Source organism: Paenibacillus graminis (assembly GCF_000758705.1).
GTDB lineage: Bacteria > Bacillota > Bacilli > Paenibacillales > Paenibacillaceae > Paenibacillus_AQ > Paenibacillus_AQ graminis.
In genome coordinates, this window is sequence record NZ_CP009287.1 from 5,917,937 (window position 1) to 5,933,634 (window position 15,698).

The 15,698-nt window shown below is 52.5% G+C and carries 14 protein-coding genes; 3 read left to right on the forward strand and 11 right to left on the reverse strand.

Annotation, left to right across the window (positions count from 1 at the left end; genetic code table 11):
• Positions 1 to 92: 92 nt before the first annotated feature.
• The 8 genes from PGRAT_RS25605 to PGRAT_RS25640 form a co-directional block, all read right to left on the reverse strand.
• The gene (locus tag PGRAT_RS25605; RefSeq protein ID WP_238326790.1) at positions 93 to 830 is read right to left on the reverse strand and encodes an NADPH-dependent oxidoreductase; all 738 of its coding nucleotides are present in this window, start codon (positions 828 to 830) and stop codon (positions 93 to 95) included.
• 239 nt (positions 831 to 1,069) lie between these two features.
• Positions 1,070 to 1,612: a GNAT family N-acetyltransferase gene (locus PGRAT_RS31890; protein ID WP_025705381.1), complete on the reverse strand. Its 543-nt coding sequence runs from the start codon at positions 1,610 to 1,612 to the stop codon at positions 1,070 to 1,072.
• A gap of 75 nt (positions 1,613 to 1,687) precedes the next feature.
• Positions 1,688 to 2,623, reverse strand: coding sequence for a metallophosphoesterase (locus PGRAT_RS25615; RefSeq protein ID WP_042267416.1), 936 nt, complete (start codon positions 2,621 to 2,623; stop codon positions 1,688 to 1,690).
• A gap of 45 nt (positions 2,624 to 2,668) precedes the next feature.
• The gene (locus tag PGRAT_RS25620) at positions 2,669 to 3,409 is read right to left on the reverse strand and encodes a potassium channel family protein (protein ID WP_025705639.1); all 741 of its coding nucleotides are present in this window, start codon (positions 3,407 to 3,409) and stop codon (positions 2,669 to 2,671) included.
• Positions 3,410 to 3,450: 41 nt separating this feature from the next.
• Positions 3,451 to 4,239: a DUF3891 family protein gene (locus PGRAT_RS25625; protein ID WP_025705640.1), complete on the reverse strand. Its 789-nt coding sequence runs from the start codon at positions 4,237 to 4,239 to the stop codon at positions 3,451 to 3,453.
• Between the two features lie 1,100 nt (positions 4,240 to 5,339).
• Positions 5,340 to 6,104, reverse strand: coding sequence for a succinate dehydrogenase iron-sulfur subunit (gene sdhB, locus PGRAT_RS25630; protein WP_025705641.1), 765 nt, complete (start codon positions 6,102 to 6,104; stop codon positions 5,340 to 5,342).
• 298 nt (positions 6,105 to 6,402) lie between these two features.
• A complete protein-coding gene (gene sdhA / locus PGRAT_RS25635; protein WP_025705642.1) occupies positions 6,403 to 8,145 on the reverse strand; it encodes a succinate dehydrogenase flavoprotein subunit in 1,743 nt (580 codons plus the stop codon).
• An 87-nt stretch (positions 8,146 to 8,232) separates the two neighbouring features.
• Positions 8,233 to 8,898, reverse strand: coding sequence for a succinate dehydrogenase cytochrome b558 subunit (locus PGRAT_RS25640; RefSeq protein WP_025705643.1), 666 nt, complete (start codon positions 8,896 to 8,898; stop codon positions 8,233 to 8,235).
• Between the two features lie 407 nt (positions 8,899 to 9,305).
• Here PGRAT_RS25640 and PGRAT_RS25645 point away from each other — a divergent pair, with 407 nt between their 5' ends.
• Positions 9,306 to 10,205, forward strand: coding sequence for a LysR family transcriptional regulator (locus tag PGRAT_RS25645; protein ID WP_025705644.1), 900 nt, complete (start codon positions 9,306 to 9,308; stop codon positions 10,203 to 10,205).
• Between the two features lie 205 nt (positions 10,206 to 10,410).
• Entirely contained in the window at positions 10,411 to 10,938 is a 528-nt protein-coding gene (locus tag PGRAT_RS25650) for a hypothetical protein (RefSeq protein WP_025705645.1), read from the forward strand.
• Between the two features lie 66 nt (positions 10,939 to 11,004).
• On the opposite strand, the gene PGRAT_RS25655 is transcribed toward PGRAT_RS25650, so the two are convergent.
• A complete protein-coding gene (locus tag PGRAT_RS25655; RefSeq protein WP_025705646.1) occupies positions 11,005 to 11,673 on the reverse strand; it encodes a potassium channel family protein in 669 nt (222 codons plus the stop codon).
• Positions 11,674 to 11,688: 15 nt separating this feature from the next.
• On the reverse strand, positions 11,689 to 13,050 hold the full coding sequence (locus PGRAT_RS25660; RefSeq protein ID WP_420329511.1) for a TrkH family potassium uptake protein: 1,362 nt from the start codon (positions 13,048 to 13,050) through the stop codon (positions 11,689 to 11,691).
• Between the two features lie 321 nt (positions 13,051 to 13,371).
• Between PGRAT_RS25660 and PGRAT_RS25665 the strand changes: the two genes are divergently transcribed.
• Entirely contained in the window at positions 13,372 to 15,066 is a 1,695-nt protein-coding gene (locus PGRAT_RS25665) for a CPBP family intramembrane glutamic endopeptidase (protein ID WP_025705648.1), read from the forward strand.
• A gap of 298 nt (positions 15,067 to 15,364) precedes the next feature.
• On the opposite strand, the gene PGRAT_RS33530 is transcribed toward PGRAT_RS25665, so the two are convergent.
• Entirely contained in the window at positions 15,365 to 15,685 is a 321-nt protein-coding gene (locus tag PGRAT_RS33530; RefSeq protein ID WP_042267418.1) for a hypothetical protein, read from the reverse strand.
• Positions 15,686 to 15,698: the final 13 nt, after the last annotated feature.

Here is a 15,698-nt window from a genome sequence, read left to right on the forward strand (position 1 = left end):
GACCTATCATCCGCAAGGAGAAAAATGCACCCCAGCCTTCACGGTTACGGACAATTGGTTCCGTCACCGTGAGTCACTGGGGTGCATTTTGGTTATTTTTTCAGATTATCGCAGGTAAAACCCTGCCGCTTCAGTGTATGCTGAGCGTCTCCGTACTGCGGATTGAGTGTATAAAAATGGGCGATGGTGCTGCTCCAGTCCCGCTCCGTCAGGCCTTGCTCCTTCAGGGAAGCCCGATGCGCCAGATTGTAAGCTTCAATCAGGCCCTTCACCTCCGGATTATACTGCTCCTCATTCAGGACAGCCTCCAAGGGAAGCCTTGGCTTCTTCGGCAGCTCCACGGCAGGGTATCCGACGCATAACCCCACAACCGGGAATACATACTCCGGCAGCTCCAGAAGCTCGATGACCTCCGCCGTATGGCGGCGCACTCCGCCAATCGGGATGATGCCCAGCCCCAGCGACTCCGCAGCAGCGATGGCATTGGATAAGGCAATCCCGACATCTGTCGCGCCGACGAGCAGCGCATCGACATCCTTCGCGGCCTCAAAAGGCTGCCCCTCCAGTTCACATGCCACTTTGGCCCGGTAAAAATCCATGCAGAATACCAGAAATAACGGCGCTTCCGCCACATGCTTCTGATTTCCACTCAACACCGAAAGCCGCTGCCGGCGTTCTTCGCTGCGTACGGCGATAACCGATACCTGCTGTCCATTCACCCAGGACGGCGCGGCTTGGGCCGCTTCAATAATAGTCTTCAGCTTCTCCGGCTCCACGGGTTCACGGCGGTATTGCCGGAAGGAGCGGTGATTCATTAATGTACGGATCACTTCGTTCAACGAATGATAACCTCCTGACCGCTGTCTTGTAATACAACCATCATATCCTAACTGCCTGCTAAGCCGCCAGTCCCAGCCAGACAGCACTACAAGCTCAAGCCGGATGCAATAATGGATCGGCACAAAAAAATGGACCCGAAGCATCGGGTCCCAACAGCAGTTATATTTTTAAAAGGGGGTCATGTACTTAGTTTAACCGGACACTGTTAGAGTTTCATAACGGCATTATTTCATTTGTGTAACAATGTGAATACTTTCATTACATCGGCCGGGCTGCCCGGCATGGGGAGGATCCGCTCCAGGGTGAGCCCGTTTTTGATCATGACCCGTTCAGACCTGAGATTGTCACCGCGGCAGCGTCCCTCGGCCCTGAGAAGACCCAGCTCCTGAAAGCTGTAATCCAGCAGCAGTCCGACAGCTTCCGTAGCCAGTCCCCGCCCCCACCATAGCGGGTTCAGCAGATATCCCAGCACAGCCTTGTTCTCATAGCGGTTCCAATTCTGCAAGGAGACTGTTCCGATCAGTTCCTGTTGTCCCAAAACATAAATTCCGGCATGGAGTGCGCAGGGATCGAAAGCATGAAGCATCCGGGCTACCAGCTTATCCAGATAAGCATGTGGTGAGCTCGCACCCTGACGTAGCAAAATATGCGGCTGCACCAGCGGATGGATGAGCAGCGTCTTGAGCACTCCAGCCTCGGTGGCCGGCATCGTTCTGAGTTCAACCTTTTCGCCTTGCCGTGCCATGGATAATACCGTATCGTAAGTGCTCATACGCTTCTCCTTCTCTTTGGAGATAGATATTGGAATCCCCCGTCTGCCAGCCAGCCCATAACAGGATCACCGTTACTATGCCCGTCGCAGGGTAAAAATGGTCAGTTCAGGCCTGCACATAAACCGGAATGGCATATAGGTTTCGCCGAACCCCCTGTTGACATACACCGGCATCCTCTTTTTGTCCGTATAATACAACCCGCTTATGTATTTATTCGATCCATATGGAGTGTATGCCGCGCCCACAAAGGGCAGGCGGATCTGCCCGCCATGACTATGCCCGGAGAGCTGCAGATGGAAGGGATACGCTTCTACCGTGTCGGCATAATCCGGCTCATGCATCATCAGCAGCGTGAACATTCCCTCAGGAACATCCTTCAGAGCCGCCTGGGGATTAGGCTTGCCGTGCAGCATGTCTTCGAGTCCCGCCACTGCGATGGAGGCCCCCCCCTGCTTCACCAGATAAGACTGGTTCCGCAGCACGCGGAATCCGGCTTCATTCAGCAGCCGGGTGAGCAGCTCCGTATTCTTGTAATCATGGTTGCCCAGGATCGCGTATTTGCCAAGCGGTGCACTCAGCTCTGCCAGAACCGGTACGGACTCCGTCAGATCCTCGGCATAGCTGTCCACAATATCTCCGGTGAAGCAGATGATGTCCGGCTGGGCCTCCTTGATATGCCCGACCAGCCGCTTCAAATCGTGAACATCCTTGTTGAAGCCCAGATGCACATCGCTGAAATGTACCAGCCGGGTACCTGCAAAGGCGGATGGAAGCTCCTTGAAGGACAGCTCCAGCCGGGTAATGTCCAGCCAGTTCGGCTCACCCTTCCAGGCGTAGCCGCTGGTGAGCAGCCCTGCGCCGAATAATGTAGCCGCCCCCCGGGTCAGGAATTGGCGGCGGGTGATTTTGCGGCCGCCGCCGGTCTGCGCGGGCGGAGTACTGTACCGGGTGCTGCCTTCTGCGGCAGCTGCCGGGAGATCGGGAGAAGCCCCGGACGATTTTTTATTCATAGGGAGGTTCTCCTTTCTTACAGGATTGTTACGGGGGAATGAAAGCTAGTCGGATGGCTTGGGTGAACCGGAGCGTTCTGCACACTTTTCCGGCTGCAACTCATCCTTCGCTTCTTCTACCTTCTCATCAACCTCAGTTTCGATATTTACATCAATCTCGGCTTCAATCTCCTCTTCCGAGCCGGGGCCCAGAATCTTGCGGAACAAACCCAGCATGGATAATGCATAGGCGACGGTAATGAAGCTGAAGCTGATCTGCATGATAACCACAAGACGAGAGGTGTTGTCCACCGGGGCTACATCCCCGTACCCGACTGTTGTAAAGGTAGCCACGCTGAAGTAGAGGAAGGTAATCAACTGGCTGAGCAAATCATCGCCGAGCCCTTTTCCATCGAAGGAGGACTGTCCAAACAGCTTATATATGGATGTATATACAATCGTAAAAAAAATAATGCAGGAGAAGGCCGCAATACTGATGCGCACCAGCGTCTGCTGCAGCCTGACCTCCTTGCTGTTCGATTCCTTGATTTCATGAAAGATAAACAGCACATAGAACAGCATCGAAGCCAGAGCAAAAATGAGAATAAGTCCGCGCAGCCCCTTGTCTCCTGGCAAAATGGCACCGAGATCAATCCAGTTCAGCAGATCTTCGACCGAAACCAGGGCATAGATCAGAATGGGAGCAAGGAGCACCCCTTTTCCCATCCAGCTCAGCTTTATCCGGTACAGCCACAACGAGAACAGCACAATTACAGCTATATTAAGGGTCCACATCCACCAAGTCATGGGCAATCCTCTCCTGTTCCCTGGTTCCGCTCAACTACGGTCTATTCGGACCGGCTTGCTACAGTAATGTGGCATTCCTCTTCCGGCGTGCCGCTGTAGGCGCGGGCGATGCCTTGGCTCTCTACATCCTTCTTAAGGACCCGGCGCAGCTTAAAGGCCACCCTGACGTTCTCGGTGAACGGAAAAGGATCAAGCAGCAGTGTAGACTCATCCTGCCATTCCGCCATAATCAGACGGCCGGAAGTGAAGCTGAAATCCTCACTTCCCGAGAAGCCGTCACGGAACCAGGGATGCTCTTCCGATTTTGGGCTTCCCGGCTCACTTAAGCCCAGGTACAGCGAGAGATCGTCGCAGAACTGCAGCAATCTCGCATCATAATACAATTCACCCTCTGCGAGCGGTTTGCTGTTCTCCAGATGACGGTGGATACGGGCCCGGCGGTCCTCCTCATGCTTCAGGTAGGCAGTAAGCTCCGGACAATCCTCGCCGGATATCTCAATCAGCCGCTCATAATGCGAACTGCAGAGCAGGGCGCCATACGGCGTGTCCGCCTCAATCTCATCCAGCCCGCGTCTGTAGAAGGTCAGCTTCGGTACAAGCGGAAAGTCTATAAAAGTATATGGCGCCCTTTCCGCATCATTCCAGAATGGAGTCTCATCAAGATCAATCCAGCCCCGGTCATGATGGCTGATCGCCCGCAGCACCTCTGCCTGGCGTCCTTCTGCCGGAACATGCTGCTCCTTGAACCATTCGGCAAATTTACCAGCCAATAGCCCGTGCTCATGCTGCCTCATCATTATTAAATATCCGTCCTGTTCACGACAAATCACAATTATTCCCCCCTGATATATCCACAGCCTGGATATGCATCGGCTATGAAGATTATAACATATGCACCCATATTTGTTGGAATCTTGACGTCTTGCCGTCATTGTATGTAAAGCTGTTCCCTCCTGAATGGACTGTTTTAACATGTACCCGTTTTTCCGTTGGAAAGAAACAGTCTGCGTAGAGGTAAGTACAGGTAAGTACAGGTAAGTACAGGTAAGTACAGGTAAGTACAGGTAAGTACAGGTAAGTACAGATAAGTGCAGTTACATAGAGGTACATAGGGGTATGTTACGTAGCACGTAGCACGTAGTACGTAGCACGTAGGCACGTAGTACGTAACACATAGTACGTAGGTATACAAGTACGAGATACGTAGACGCTTACTGTGTTGAAGTAGTCAATGCAAGTGTAGTGTAGAATTAGGTCAATGCAAGTACTGCTGCAAGCCCGAGTGGAAAAAGTGAACTTAAATCCTCCCCGTCCCGCTTCCCGCAAGCATTAGATGGAAAAAGGATATCTAATTGAGCCGATTTCTACCCTTTCGGATGATTTCGTTTAAATTAAGTTCACTTTTTCCCACTATTCCCTCTGCAGAAGGCTTTCCAGCCGATTTAAGTGCACTAATTCCACTTCGCTCTCTGCACCACCTACACCTCTGTACCACCCGTACTCTCCCTGTACCTCGCACCCCCCGTACTCTTCCTATACCTCGCACCGCCCACACTCTCCTGTACCTCCGCCCGTACGCTTTGTAATCCTGCAACGCTTCAACTCCCACCTCCATTACTCCCTGCAACGTTTCCTCCGCTCCCTAAACTTCCTGGACCCTCTGTCTCCTACCGTTACCGCGATCCCCCCTTCCGTCTTATGTACTGGAGTAGCCCATAGAAGGATAAATAACGGACTGTCGAACAATCCCCCTTCCAGCGCTTTTGCCTCCCTGAGAAGTTATCACTACCTCCCCCCCAAGTTCCCCCTCTGCTCCTACTAAACTCCTCAAGTGTAAAAGAAAAGCCACCTCACCTTCCCCAGAAAGGCACAAAAGCCCTGCCGGCAGCGGCAGGGCTTTCCTTTTTACTAATTGGTTCTTGGTTGGCTGCTATACACCCAGCCAGCGTTTGAACATATGCTTGGTGGTCTGTTTGTTGATCTCGGCAATGGACGTGGTGAGCGGGATGCCTTTCGGGCAGGCGCGCACGCAGTTCTGCGAGTTGCCGCAGCCGTCAATGCCTCCGTCTTCCATCAGCGCATCCAGACGCTCATCCGCATTCATCTCGCCTGTCGGATGGGCGTTGAACAGACGGACCTGTGAAATGGCCGCCGGGCCGATGAAATTAGTTTTTTCATTGACGTTAGGACAGGCTTCCAGGCAGACGCCGCAGGTCATGCACTTGGACAGCTCATACGCCCATTGGCGCTTCTTCTCCGGCATACGCGGGCCAGGACCGAGATCATAGGTGCCGTCGATCGGAATCCACGCCTTGACCCGTTTAAGCGCGCCAAACATCCGGCTGCGGTCAATCACCAGGTCACGCACCACCGGGAAGGTCTTCATCGGCTCGATGCGCACCGGCTGCTCCAGATTATCGATCAGAGCGGCGCAGGCCTGGCGGGGCTTGCCGTTGATTACCATGGAGCAGGCCCCGCACACCTCCTCCAGACAGTTGGACTCCCAGCAGACCGGAACCGTGCTGTCCCCCTTGGCGTTGACCGGGTTGCGCTGAATCTCCATCAACGCGCTGATCACATTCATCCCCGGACGGTACGCAAGCTCGAACTCTTCCGTATAAGGGGCCGTCTCCGGTTCGTCCTGGCGGGTAATCACAAATTTTACGTTTTTGGGAGCTGCAGCAGTTTCCGCCATATCTGTTACCTCCTAAAAGTTTTATGGTACACTGACCGAACATTTTATTGTACTTTGTACAGCTAAAACAGCTGATTTTTGCTCATTTCAACATATAGTTGCAATTTATGCAGTTACATTTCGGGAAACACTCCCTAAACGAACAATTCTCCAAAATAATGGTACAAAATACAGCTAACTCTCTTTAAGAGCGCTTGGAAGTCCGTCTAATTCATGAAATACAATTAGCATTGGCAGCCCGTTTACTGACCGATGTTCCTCTATAGTTCTTATCGTACACTGCCTCACCGTTCCACGGTCAATCCTTCGAGTAATCCCGTACCCGTGGAGGAATCAGCGATACATCCACTTCTTCGTAAGAGATTTGCGGGCCGTCCGCCGTCCATGCGGCCTTGGTGGTCTTCAGGAATTCCTCGTCATTGCGTGTCGGGAATTCCGGCTTATAGTGCGCGCCGCGGCTCTCGTTGCGCAGCAGCGCCCCGAGGGTCATGGCTTCGGACAGCTCCAGCATGTTCCACAGCTGGCGGGTGAAGGCTACGCCCTGGTTGTTCCAACGCGAGGTATCGTTCATGTTGATCCGGCGGTAGCGCTCCTTCAGCTCTTTGATTTTGCCGATGGTGGCAGTAAGCTTGGTATTCTCGCGCACAACCGTCATATTGGCGGTCATCCATTCGCCCAGCTCTTTATGAATGACATAGGCGTTCTCAGTGCCCGACATCGCCAGCAAAGACTCATATTTATCAGTTTGTGTCTTATGGAAGCTGTCAAAGACGGCAGAGGAAATGTCCTGTACCGATTTCTTCAGTCCTTTAATATATTCAACAGCCTTCGGCCCCGAGACCATACCGCCGTAGATCGCCGATACGAGCGAGTTCGCGCCGAGCCGGTTTGCACCGTGATATTGGTATTCACATTCCCCTGCCGCGAACAGCCCGGGAATATTGGTCATCTGGTTATAGTCGACCCACATGCCGCCCATGGAGTAATGCACAGCCGGGAATATTTTCATCGGAATTTTGCGGGGATCATCGCCCATGAATTTTTCATAGATTTCGATAATGCCGCCCAGCTTAACGTCCAGCTCCTTCGGGTCCTTGTGGGAAAGATCCAGGTAGACCATATTTTCACCGTTAATGCCCAGCCCCTGGTCCACACACACATTAAAAATCTCCCGGGTTGCAATATCGCGCGGCACCAGATTCCCGTAGGAAGGATATTTCTCCTCCAGGAAGTACCACGGCTTACCGTCCTTGTAGGTCCAGATGCGTCCGCCTTCACCGCGCGCCGATTCCGACATCAGCCGCAGCTTGTCATCGCCGGGAATCGCGGTCGGATGGATCTGAATGAATTCGCCGTTGGCGTAATGCACACCCTGCTGGTATACAGCGCTGGCAGCTGTTCCCGTGTTGATGACCGAGTTCGTTGTTTTGCCAAAAATAATACCGGGACCGCCGCTCGCCAGAATCACCGCATCCGCCGGGAAGGTCTGAATCTCCATCGTCTTGAGATTCTGGGCACTGATGCCGCGGCATACGCGTTCATCATCCAAGATCACCGAGAGGAATTCCCAGTTCTCGCTTTTGGTGACCAGGCCTTCGGCTTCCCAGCGGCGCACCTGCTCATCCAGCGCATACAGCAGCTGCTGGCCGGTCGTCGCACCTGCAAAAGCTGTCCGGTGGCGCTTCGTGCCGCCGAACCGGCGGAAATCGAGCAGCCCCTCCGGCGTGCGGTTGAACATGACACCCATCCGGTCCATCAGATGGATGATCCCCGGTGCAGCCTCACACATCGCCTTGACCGGAGGCTGGTTGGCAAGAAAATCGCCGCCGTATACAGTGTCGTCGAAATGCTCCCAAGGCGAGTCTCCCTCACCTTTGGTGTTCACCGCTCCGTTGATGCCGCCTTGCGCGCAGACCGAATGCGATCTTTTGACAGGAACAAGGGAGAATAAATGCACATGTGCGCCGGATTCTGCAGCCTTGATGGTAGCCATCAGGCCGGCCAGCCCCCCGCCCACGATAATGATATCGGCTGATGCCATGATTTGTTCCCTCCTAAATTGTTTTGCAGATTGACCACTTGTATATTGCATCATAAGTTCGTCCGAGGTTGGACGCTTTCTGGTTTGTTAAATCAGATTGCGAAGCGACTGTACAGCCGAAGCCGTAGCCTGGAATTCATTGTCACGGAAAGTAACCAGCGAGAACAGGAACATGAAGCTGACAATTACGAACAGGCCCAGACAGATGACGGAGGATACTCTTTGGGAACGGGGCCCCACGGTAATTCCCCAGCTGATCAGAAACGACCAGAGACCGTTCGCAAAGTGGAAGCAGGCTGCCAGAATACCGATGATATACACAGTCAGCAGCAGCGGCTGGGTTACAATGTTATGCATAACACCGCCAAGCTCTTCGTGCTCCACATTGCCGAGCGCCACCTGAACACGGGTATCGTACAGATGCCAGACAATGAAGATAAAGGTGATCACTCCGCTGATCCGCTGCAGCGTGTACCGCCAGTTCCGTTCAAGATTGTAGCGGTTCAGGTTTGGCTTGGCCTGGTAGGCAATATACAGCCCGTAGACCCCGTGATACAGCAGCGGAAGCCATATGCCGAACAATTCCAGGAAGAAGACGAGCGGCAGGCTGTTCAGCCACAGCACACTGTCCGTAAAACCGGAAGCGCCTCCCTCTACTGCCGAGAAATTCGTCAGCATGTGCTCTAGGAAAAAGAACCCGAGCGGGATCACGCCAAGCAAGGAATGAATCTTTCTGGAATAAAATCCTCTCATGCAAAGTGTCCCCTTTCCGATATAAAACAGCGTTTTCATTAATGAGCATACACCGCCGGGAGTACAGTTGAAACAGGGGGCAAGGGGCTTAGGGAAGCCCGCAAAATGTCTATTTTCACCGCTATTCATTGTTTTCCCGGACTTTGCTGCAACATTCACAATATGTGAATATCTTGTGTCACTTTTCATGTTACTCCTTTTTCACTTATAAGGGAATTGCAATCTAATTATTAAACGTTATACAATAAACGCATAAGAATATTTTTAATATGATAATAATTCTCATTTAGAGGGCGAAAATAAGGATTAATACTCTGTTTATCCTTGCTGGCAAAGGATGCAGCCTGATAACGGCTATGCTATTTATCACTTTATCGAATATGGTATCACTTAAAGGAGGAAGGCTTATGTTTGATGATTTGGATATTTTTGCTGCTGTCGTGGAACACTCCAGCCTGAACCGGGCTTCGCGCCAGCTTAATTTGTCCCAGCCTGCCCTCTCCCGCAAAATCTCCAAGCTGGAGGAGCGGCTCGGCGTTGCACTGTTCAACCGGTTCGGCAAGCGGCTGGAGCTGACGGAGGTGGGCCGTCTTACTTATACCTATGCGCTGGAGCAGCGGCAGCAGCGTTCCAAGTTTCTGGAAGCGCTGTCGAAGTTCAAGGAAGGGGAACCGCAGCTTGTAACCCTCGGGGCCAGCCTGACCACGCTTCAGACTACTCTGCCGCCGCTTGTGAATGCCTACATGGAGAAATATCCGGCAGCCGAGCTGAAGCTGATTACCGGCAAGACGCATGAGATTGTCTCTTCCGTCAGCGAAGGCAGGGCCGATCTTGGGATTATCGCATCCGCTACTCAGGAGCCGGGTCTGCGCTGCATCCCGCTGTTCGAGGATCAGCTGCGGCTGGTGGTTTCCGAGCACCACCCTCTGACCCTGTCACCGAAGCTGACGATGAGCGACCTCTCCCGGCTGCCGATGATCCTCTTCTCCAAGGGCACCTGGTACCGCCGTATGACCGATGAAGTATTTCAGCGCAGCGGAGTCGATCCCGATGTGCGGATGGAGATCGACTCCTTCGAGGCCATCGTCCGGCTGCTGCCGACGATCAAAGCTGCAGCGCTGCTTCCGAAGTCTTACCTCCGCCCTGAGCTGCTGAACGGGGGCGGCCTGGTCTCGCTGCATATTAAGGAGCTGGAGCAGACCCAGCGGACGACCTGTCTGATCTACCCTAGCAGTGGCGGCCTAAGCACAGCTGCACGCTGCCTGGTGCAGGTCACAGAGGAAGTGTTCCTGCCGGGACGGGAATAACTGGTATGCTTGGCATGAACAGGACTGGCAAGGACCGGGAGGTCTGGACAAAGGATACAGGCGACTGAACAGTTTAACGGCAAATCTGCCGTTGCAGGGCTCCCCATTTAGGAAAGGTAATCTTTACCTGTTTGTCAGCAAATAGTATGATGAGTGGAGTATTCCATATCAATCGGCAGGTTGTTGGCTGAAGGAGCGGTACCAAATGTTCAGATACATATTCCCAGGTGCTCTGCTCATCCTGATGATCATGATGTTAACAGGCTGTGCCTCAAATTCTGTCGACACCCCGCTCTATGATGGACAGTCCTTGGAGATTGGGGTCATAGGCGATGCGCCGGCTATCCGGGAGCGGAATATCAGCTTTACAGAGATGAGCTTCGATGACCTAAAAGAATGCTCGGTGTTCCCCAATACAGTAGATGCCGTTTTTATCGGGAAAGATTATTTATCCGAAGCGGCAGAGCCTGAGTATGCACAGGTCTATAAGAATGCAGGGGTTCCTTTTTTCTTCATCGAATCCATGAAGTCTTATATCCCCTTTGTATACAAGGATCTCTCTTATGAGGAAGTTCCTGATATGGAATCAGGAACGTATATCACAGGCTACTATCAGTCTGGCGGCAAAATGCAATATTGGGGCTACGGACTATATAATGACAAGGTAAATTCCGTCAATATCAAAGATGCCTATTCGCGGATATTCGCCACCATCGCCTCGCTCTCACCATAATAAAGGCCCGGATGGCATCCGGGCCTTATTTGCGTTATATTTTCCCGCCTGCCCTGCAGACGCCGGCTACTCCACATTCACCGCTTCATCCTCGAACTCCACAATGCTCTCATTGGAACCGATAACCACCATAATATCGCCTTGATGCACATGGTCATGCGCGGTGGGGGCAACAATTACGCCGTCCTCGCGGTTCAGGGCAATGATGCTGCAGCCGTATTTGGCCCGTGTGTTGAGCTCAGAGAGGCTTTTGCCGTCCATACAGGCGGGCACGGTCAGCTCGACCACCTTGTAATCTTTGGAAAGCTCGATATAATCCAGCAGATTGGGCGTGGTCAGCTGATGAGCCACACGAATGCCCATATCCCGTTCAGGAAAAATCACACGGTCCACACCAAGCTTGGAAAGCGCCCGTCCATGAAGGATAGAGATCGCTTTAGCCACCACCTGTTTCACACCCAGCTCTTTCAAAAGAATTGCCGCCAGGATGCTGCGCTCCATGTTGTCTCCGATTGCAACTATGCCGCAATCAAAGTTGCGCACGCCCAGTGAGCGCATGATTCCCTCATCCGTGGCATCCGCCATGACCGTATGTGTCAGCTGGCCGCTCATTTCCTCCACCCGTTCCTCAACATGGTCAATGCCAAGCACTTCATAGCCCATGGCCATCAGTTCCAGGGCAAGACTTGAGCCAAAGCGGCCGAGTCCGATGATGACAAACTGCTGTGCTTTCATAATATCCATAACCCCTTATCCAATTATCATTTTACCTTCCGGATATTTATATAATTGCTTACCCTGTTTCGGGCCGATTGCATACGCCAGGGTGAGCAGCCCAAGCCGTCCGGCGAACATCGTCAGACAGATCAGGATTTTGCCGGCCTGGCTCAGTTCCGGCGTAAGTCCCATACTGAGGCCCACCGTAGCGAAGGCCGAGGTCGTCTCGAACAGAATCATCAGAAACGCCCGGTCCTCCGTGGTGGACAGCACCATGGACACGGTCACAATCAGCAGCAGCGCCAGCAGGGTAACGGTCAACGCCTTGAATACGCGTTCCTGGGCAAGACGGTAACGGAACAAGACGATATCCTCGCGTCCACGGAGCATCGAGATAACCGCACCGATCATCAGGGTAAAGGTTGTAGTCTTGATGCCGCCGCCAGTTGAGCCGGGCGAAGCCCCGATAAACATCAGAATTACTATAAAAAATTGCGAGGCCTGGCGGAGTCCGGCAATATCCAGAGTATTTGCCCCGGCTGTACGCGGAGTGACAGATTGAAAGAATGCGGCCCAGATTTTGCCGCCAAAGTTCAGCGGACCCAGCGTGCGGGAGTTGGTGAATTCGAAAACAAAAATAACAACCGTTCCGATTACTATCAGCGCCGCTGTCATCGACAGAACCACCTTGCTGTGCAGTGACAATCTGCGCGTACGGCGGCGGTAGTCTACGAGATCCGACATAACAATGAAGCCAATCCCCCCGGAAACAATCAGAAACATGACCACGATGTTGACAATAGGGTCGCTGACATATTCCGTCAGGCTGCGAAAGTCCCCAAAGATATCAAAACCGGCGTTGTTGAACATTGATACCGCATGAAAAATACCAAAATAGACCGCACGCCCAAGCGGCATATCAAATGCCCAGCGCATCGAGAGGATAACTGCAGCCCCAGCTTCAATGACGAGTGAATAAATCAGCACCTTGCGGATCAGCCGCACAATGCCTTCCATTGAGCCCTGATTCATGGCTTCCTGGAGAATCAGCCGGTCACGCAGGGAGATCCTGCGTTTCAGTACAAGCGCAAACAGAGTTGCCATCGTCATGAAGCCCAGGCCGCCAACTTGAATAAGTACCATAATCACAATTTGTCCGAACACTGTGAAATACGTCCCTGTATCCACCACGACAAGCCCGGTGACGCAAGTTGCAGAAGTTGCAGTAAACAGCGCATCGATAAATTGGAGTGATTCTCCCGACGTGCTTGACACCGGAAGCATCAGAAGCAGGGTTCCGATCAGAATAACGGCAGCAAAGCCCAGCACCAGAATCTGCGGCGGAGACAGCTTCAAAAATCTGAAATTGTTAATCTTGGGTAACGGTGAGGCCAATCTTCTCATCCTCTCGCTGGTTGCGTTAGAAACATACAAATTATAATCGTTATTCCCTTACTTCACAAAGGTTCATTTTGTTGCAGCTGATTCCCGTTTTTGATTGAACTTTAATTGGCCGGCCTTTTGCGGTATGCTGTATTTCTGCAGGCCGAATATTCCCAACCCGCCTTGGTACAAAAGAATGAAGCCGTAAGGACAAAATAAGCATAAGCCCGGCCATTTCCACGTAAAAGGATAATACGGCATTTTTTTGTAACCGGCCTGCTGCTAATATTATAATGGAAAGAACAGGCTTATTACATAACAAGGAGGCGTTACATGAATTCCGTCGGCCAGCCCCTACAGCAGCGGCCCCTTTCAACCAGGCTCATTCTAGCGGGCATCATCGGTCTTATTGTGTTCATTATGTTCCAGATCGCACCCCAGCTCTTAGGGGGCCCGGGTGATTCTGACACCACACCTATCAGCAAAAATGAGGCCCGTGAGCAAGCCGCCGCATTCGCAGCCCAGCAGCTTGGCCATCCAGATTCCCCAGGGGAAAATTGGGCTGTAAGCTACCGTACAGACTCCTCCTTCTACGGCTACATGTCCCGGGAGAAGCTTCTGGATCAATATTCCAAAGCGAAGCTGGATCAGCGTTATCCGTTCGATGTCTTTCATGCCGTACTGCACGGTTCCGGTGAAGCGAATCCGATTCTATCGGTTGACCTGAATATGTACACCGGGAAGGTTGTTGGATTCGGCCGCGGGGAAGACGTAAGTTCTAGCGCAGAAACAGGGAACACTGGCAGCTCTGCCCTTCCGGATACTGTAAACACAGCCAGTGAACCGGAGCTTTCGCTTGAACAGAAAAAGGAACTTGCCCGGCCTTGGCTTCAATTATGGGAAGTAAATCCCGCCAAACTGCAGATTCAGTCAGGCACAGACCCTTACAGCCTGGTCTATACAGACAGCTCCGTCAAGATTGGAGAGTCGCAGCTGCAGTACAAATTCAAATTTCAGCAGGAACAGGTCTCGTATTTCCGGGCAGGGTTCACCGCCCCGGCCTGGCATACCAGCTATGTCGAGGATCAGACCGCACTGGCCCGGTGGCTGACCGGGGTCGGCTACGGCGTGCCGACGCTGGCGCTGGGCATTCTCGCCCTGATCTACAGCATTCTGCGCAGAGGCCATACCTCGTTTAAGCGCGGCATCTTCCTCAGCTCCGCCCATTTTGTAATTATGATGGTCAGTACCTACAACATGCTGCCGGAGGCCAGCGGGGACAGCCTGGAGAGCCGCATCACAAGTCTCGTCATGCTCCTATTCTATCTTTTTTACAGTCTGCTGATGTCGCTGATGCTCTACTTCTCACTTGTTGGAGGCAATGGCCTGTGGCGCAAGGAAGAAGGCCTGAACCCCTGGCCGCGCGCCAAGGAGCCGGGTTACGGGCGTTATGTGCTGGACAGTATGCGTGCCGGGTATGTCTGGGCCTTTATTTTGCTCGGCGTACAGACCTTAATGTTCATCATCCTGTCGTACACCCTGCATAACTGGTCCACCACGGATGCCAGCCAGTCACCGTACAATATGAGATATGCCTGGCTGCTGCCCATTGTCGCCTGGCTTGCCGGGTTGTCCGAGGAAGCCGTATACCGCCTGTTCGGCATCCGGATGGTCAAGAAGATCGTCCGCAGCACCTTCCTGGCCTCGCTGATCACCACCCTGATCTGGGCGTTCGGACATACGCTGTACCCGATCTATCCCATCAGCTCGCGTCCGATTGAGCTGACGGTGATCGGCTTGCTGTTCAGCTATATTTTCCTGCGCTACGGCTTTATTGCCGTCATGTTCAGCCACGTGGTGTTTGACAGCATCCTGATGGGCACCACTCTGATCTTCATGAAGGAGTCCGTGAATGTCGGTGCAGGCATTGTCACCATTGTCCTGCCGTTCATCGTGGGCTATATCGTGTACCGGTTCAATCCCCCGCGCAAAATAGAGCCGGCAGAGCCTGTCAGCCCCATCGCCTAACTGAAGACCGGCCGCAAACGGCTGAGCGCCTTTCCATGGGCGGCTCAGCCGTTTGCGCATGTAGTGCCTTGCAGGTTCTAATAGCCCTCCATCGCATGATGAGTCTTGCAGTAATTAAAATGACTCGGATCAGCATCATCACCAAAGTTATAATGCACTTCATCACATGTCATATGATATGTGATATATATGTGTAATGATTAATTATTTCATTTAGGGAACATCAGCGAAGCTTTTTTTTCCCTAAAAATCCGTTTGTTAGATGGGGATTAGAGTTATTTATCGGGTGGCGAAAGAATCACCTGTTTGTTATTCCACCTCCCGATCCGCCATTTAGCCCGCTTTTGCCGTTGTTATTGGACAAGCTTCCCTTCAGCGCTTCAACAACATCATTTCTGCCGTTGTTATGGGATAAACTTCCCTCCAGCGCTTCAACAACAGCATTTCTGCCGTTGTTACCGGACAAACTTCCCTTCAGCGCTTCAACAACAGCATTTCTGCCGTTGTTTCCGGACAAACTTCCCTCCAGCACTTCAACAACAGCATTTCTGCCGTTGTTTCCGGACAAACTTCCCTTCAGCGCTTCAACAACAGCATTTCTGCCGTTGTTTTCGGACAAACTTCCCTTCAGC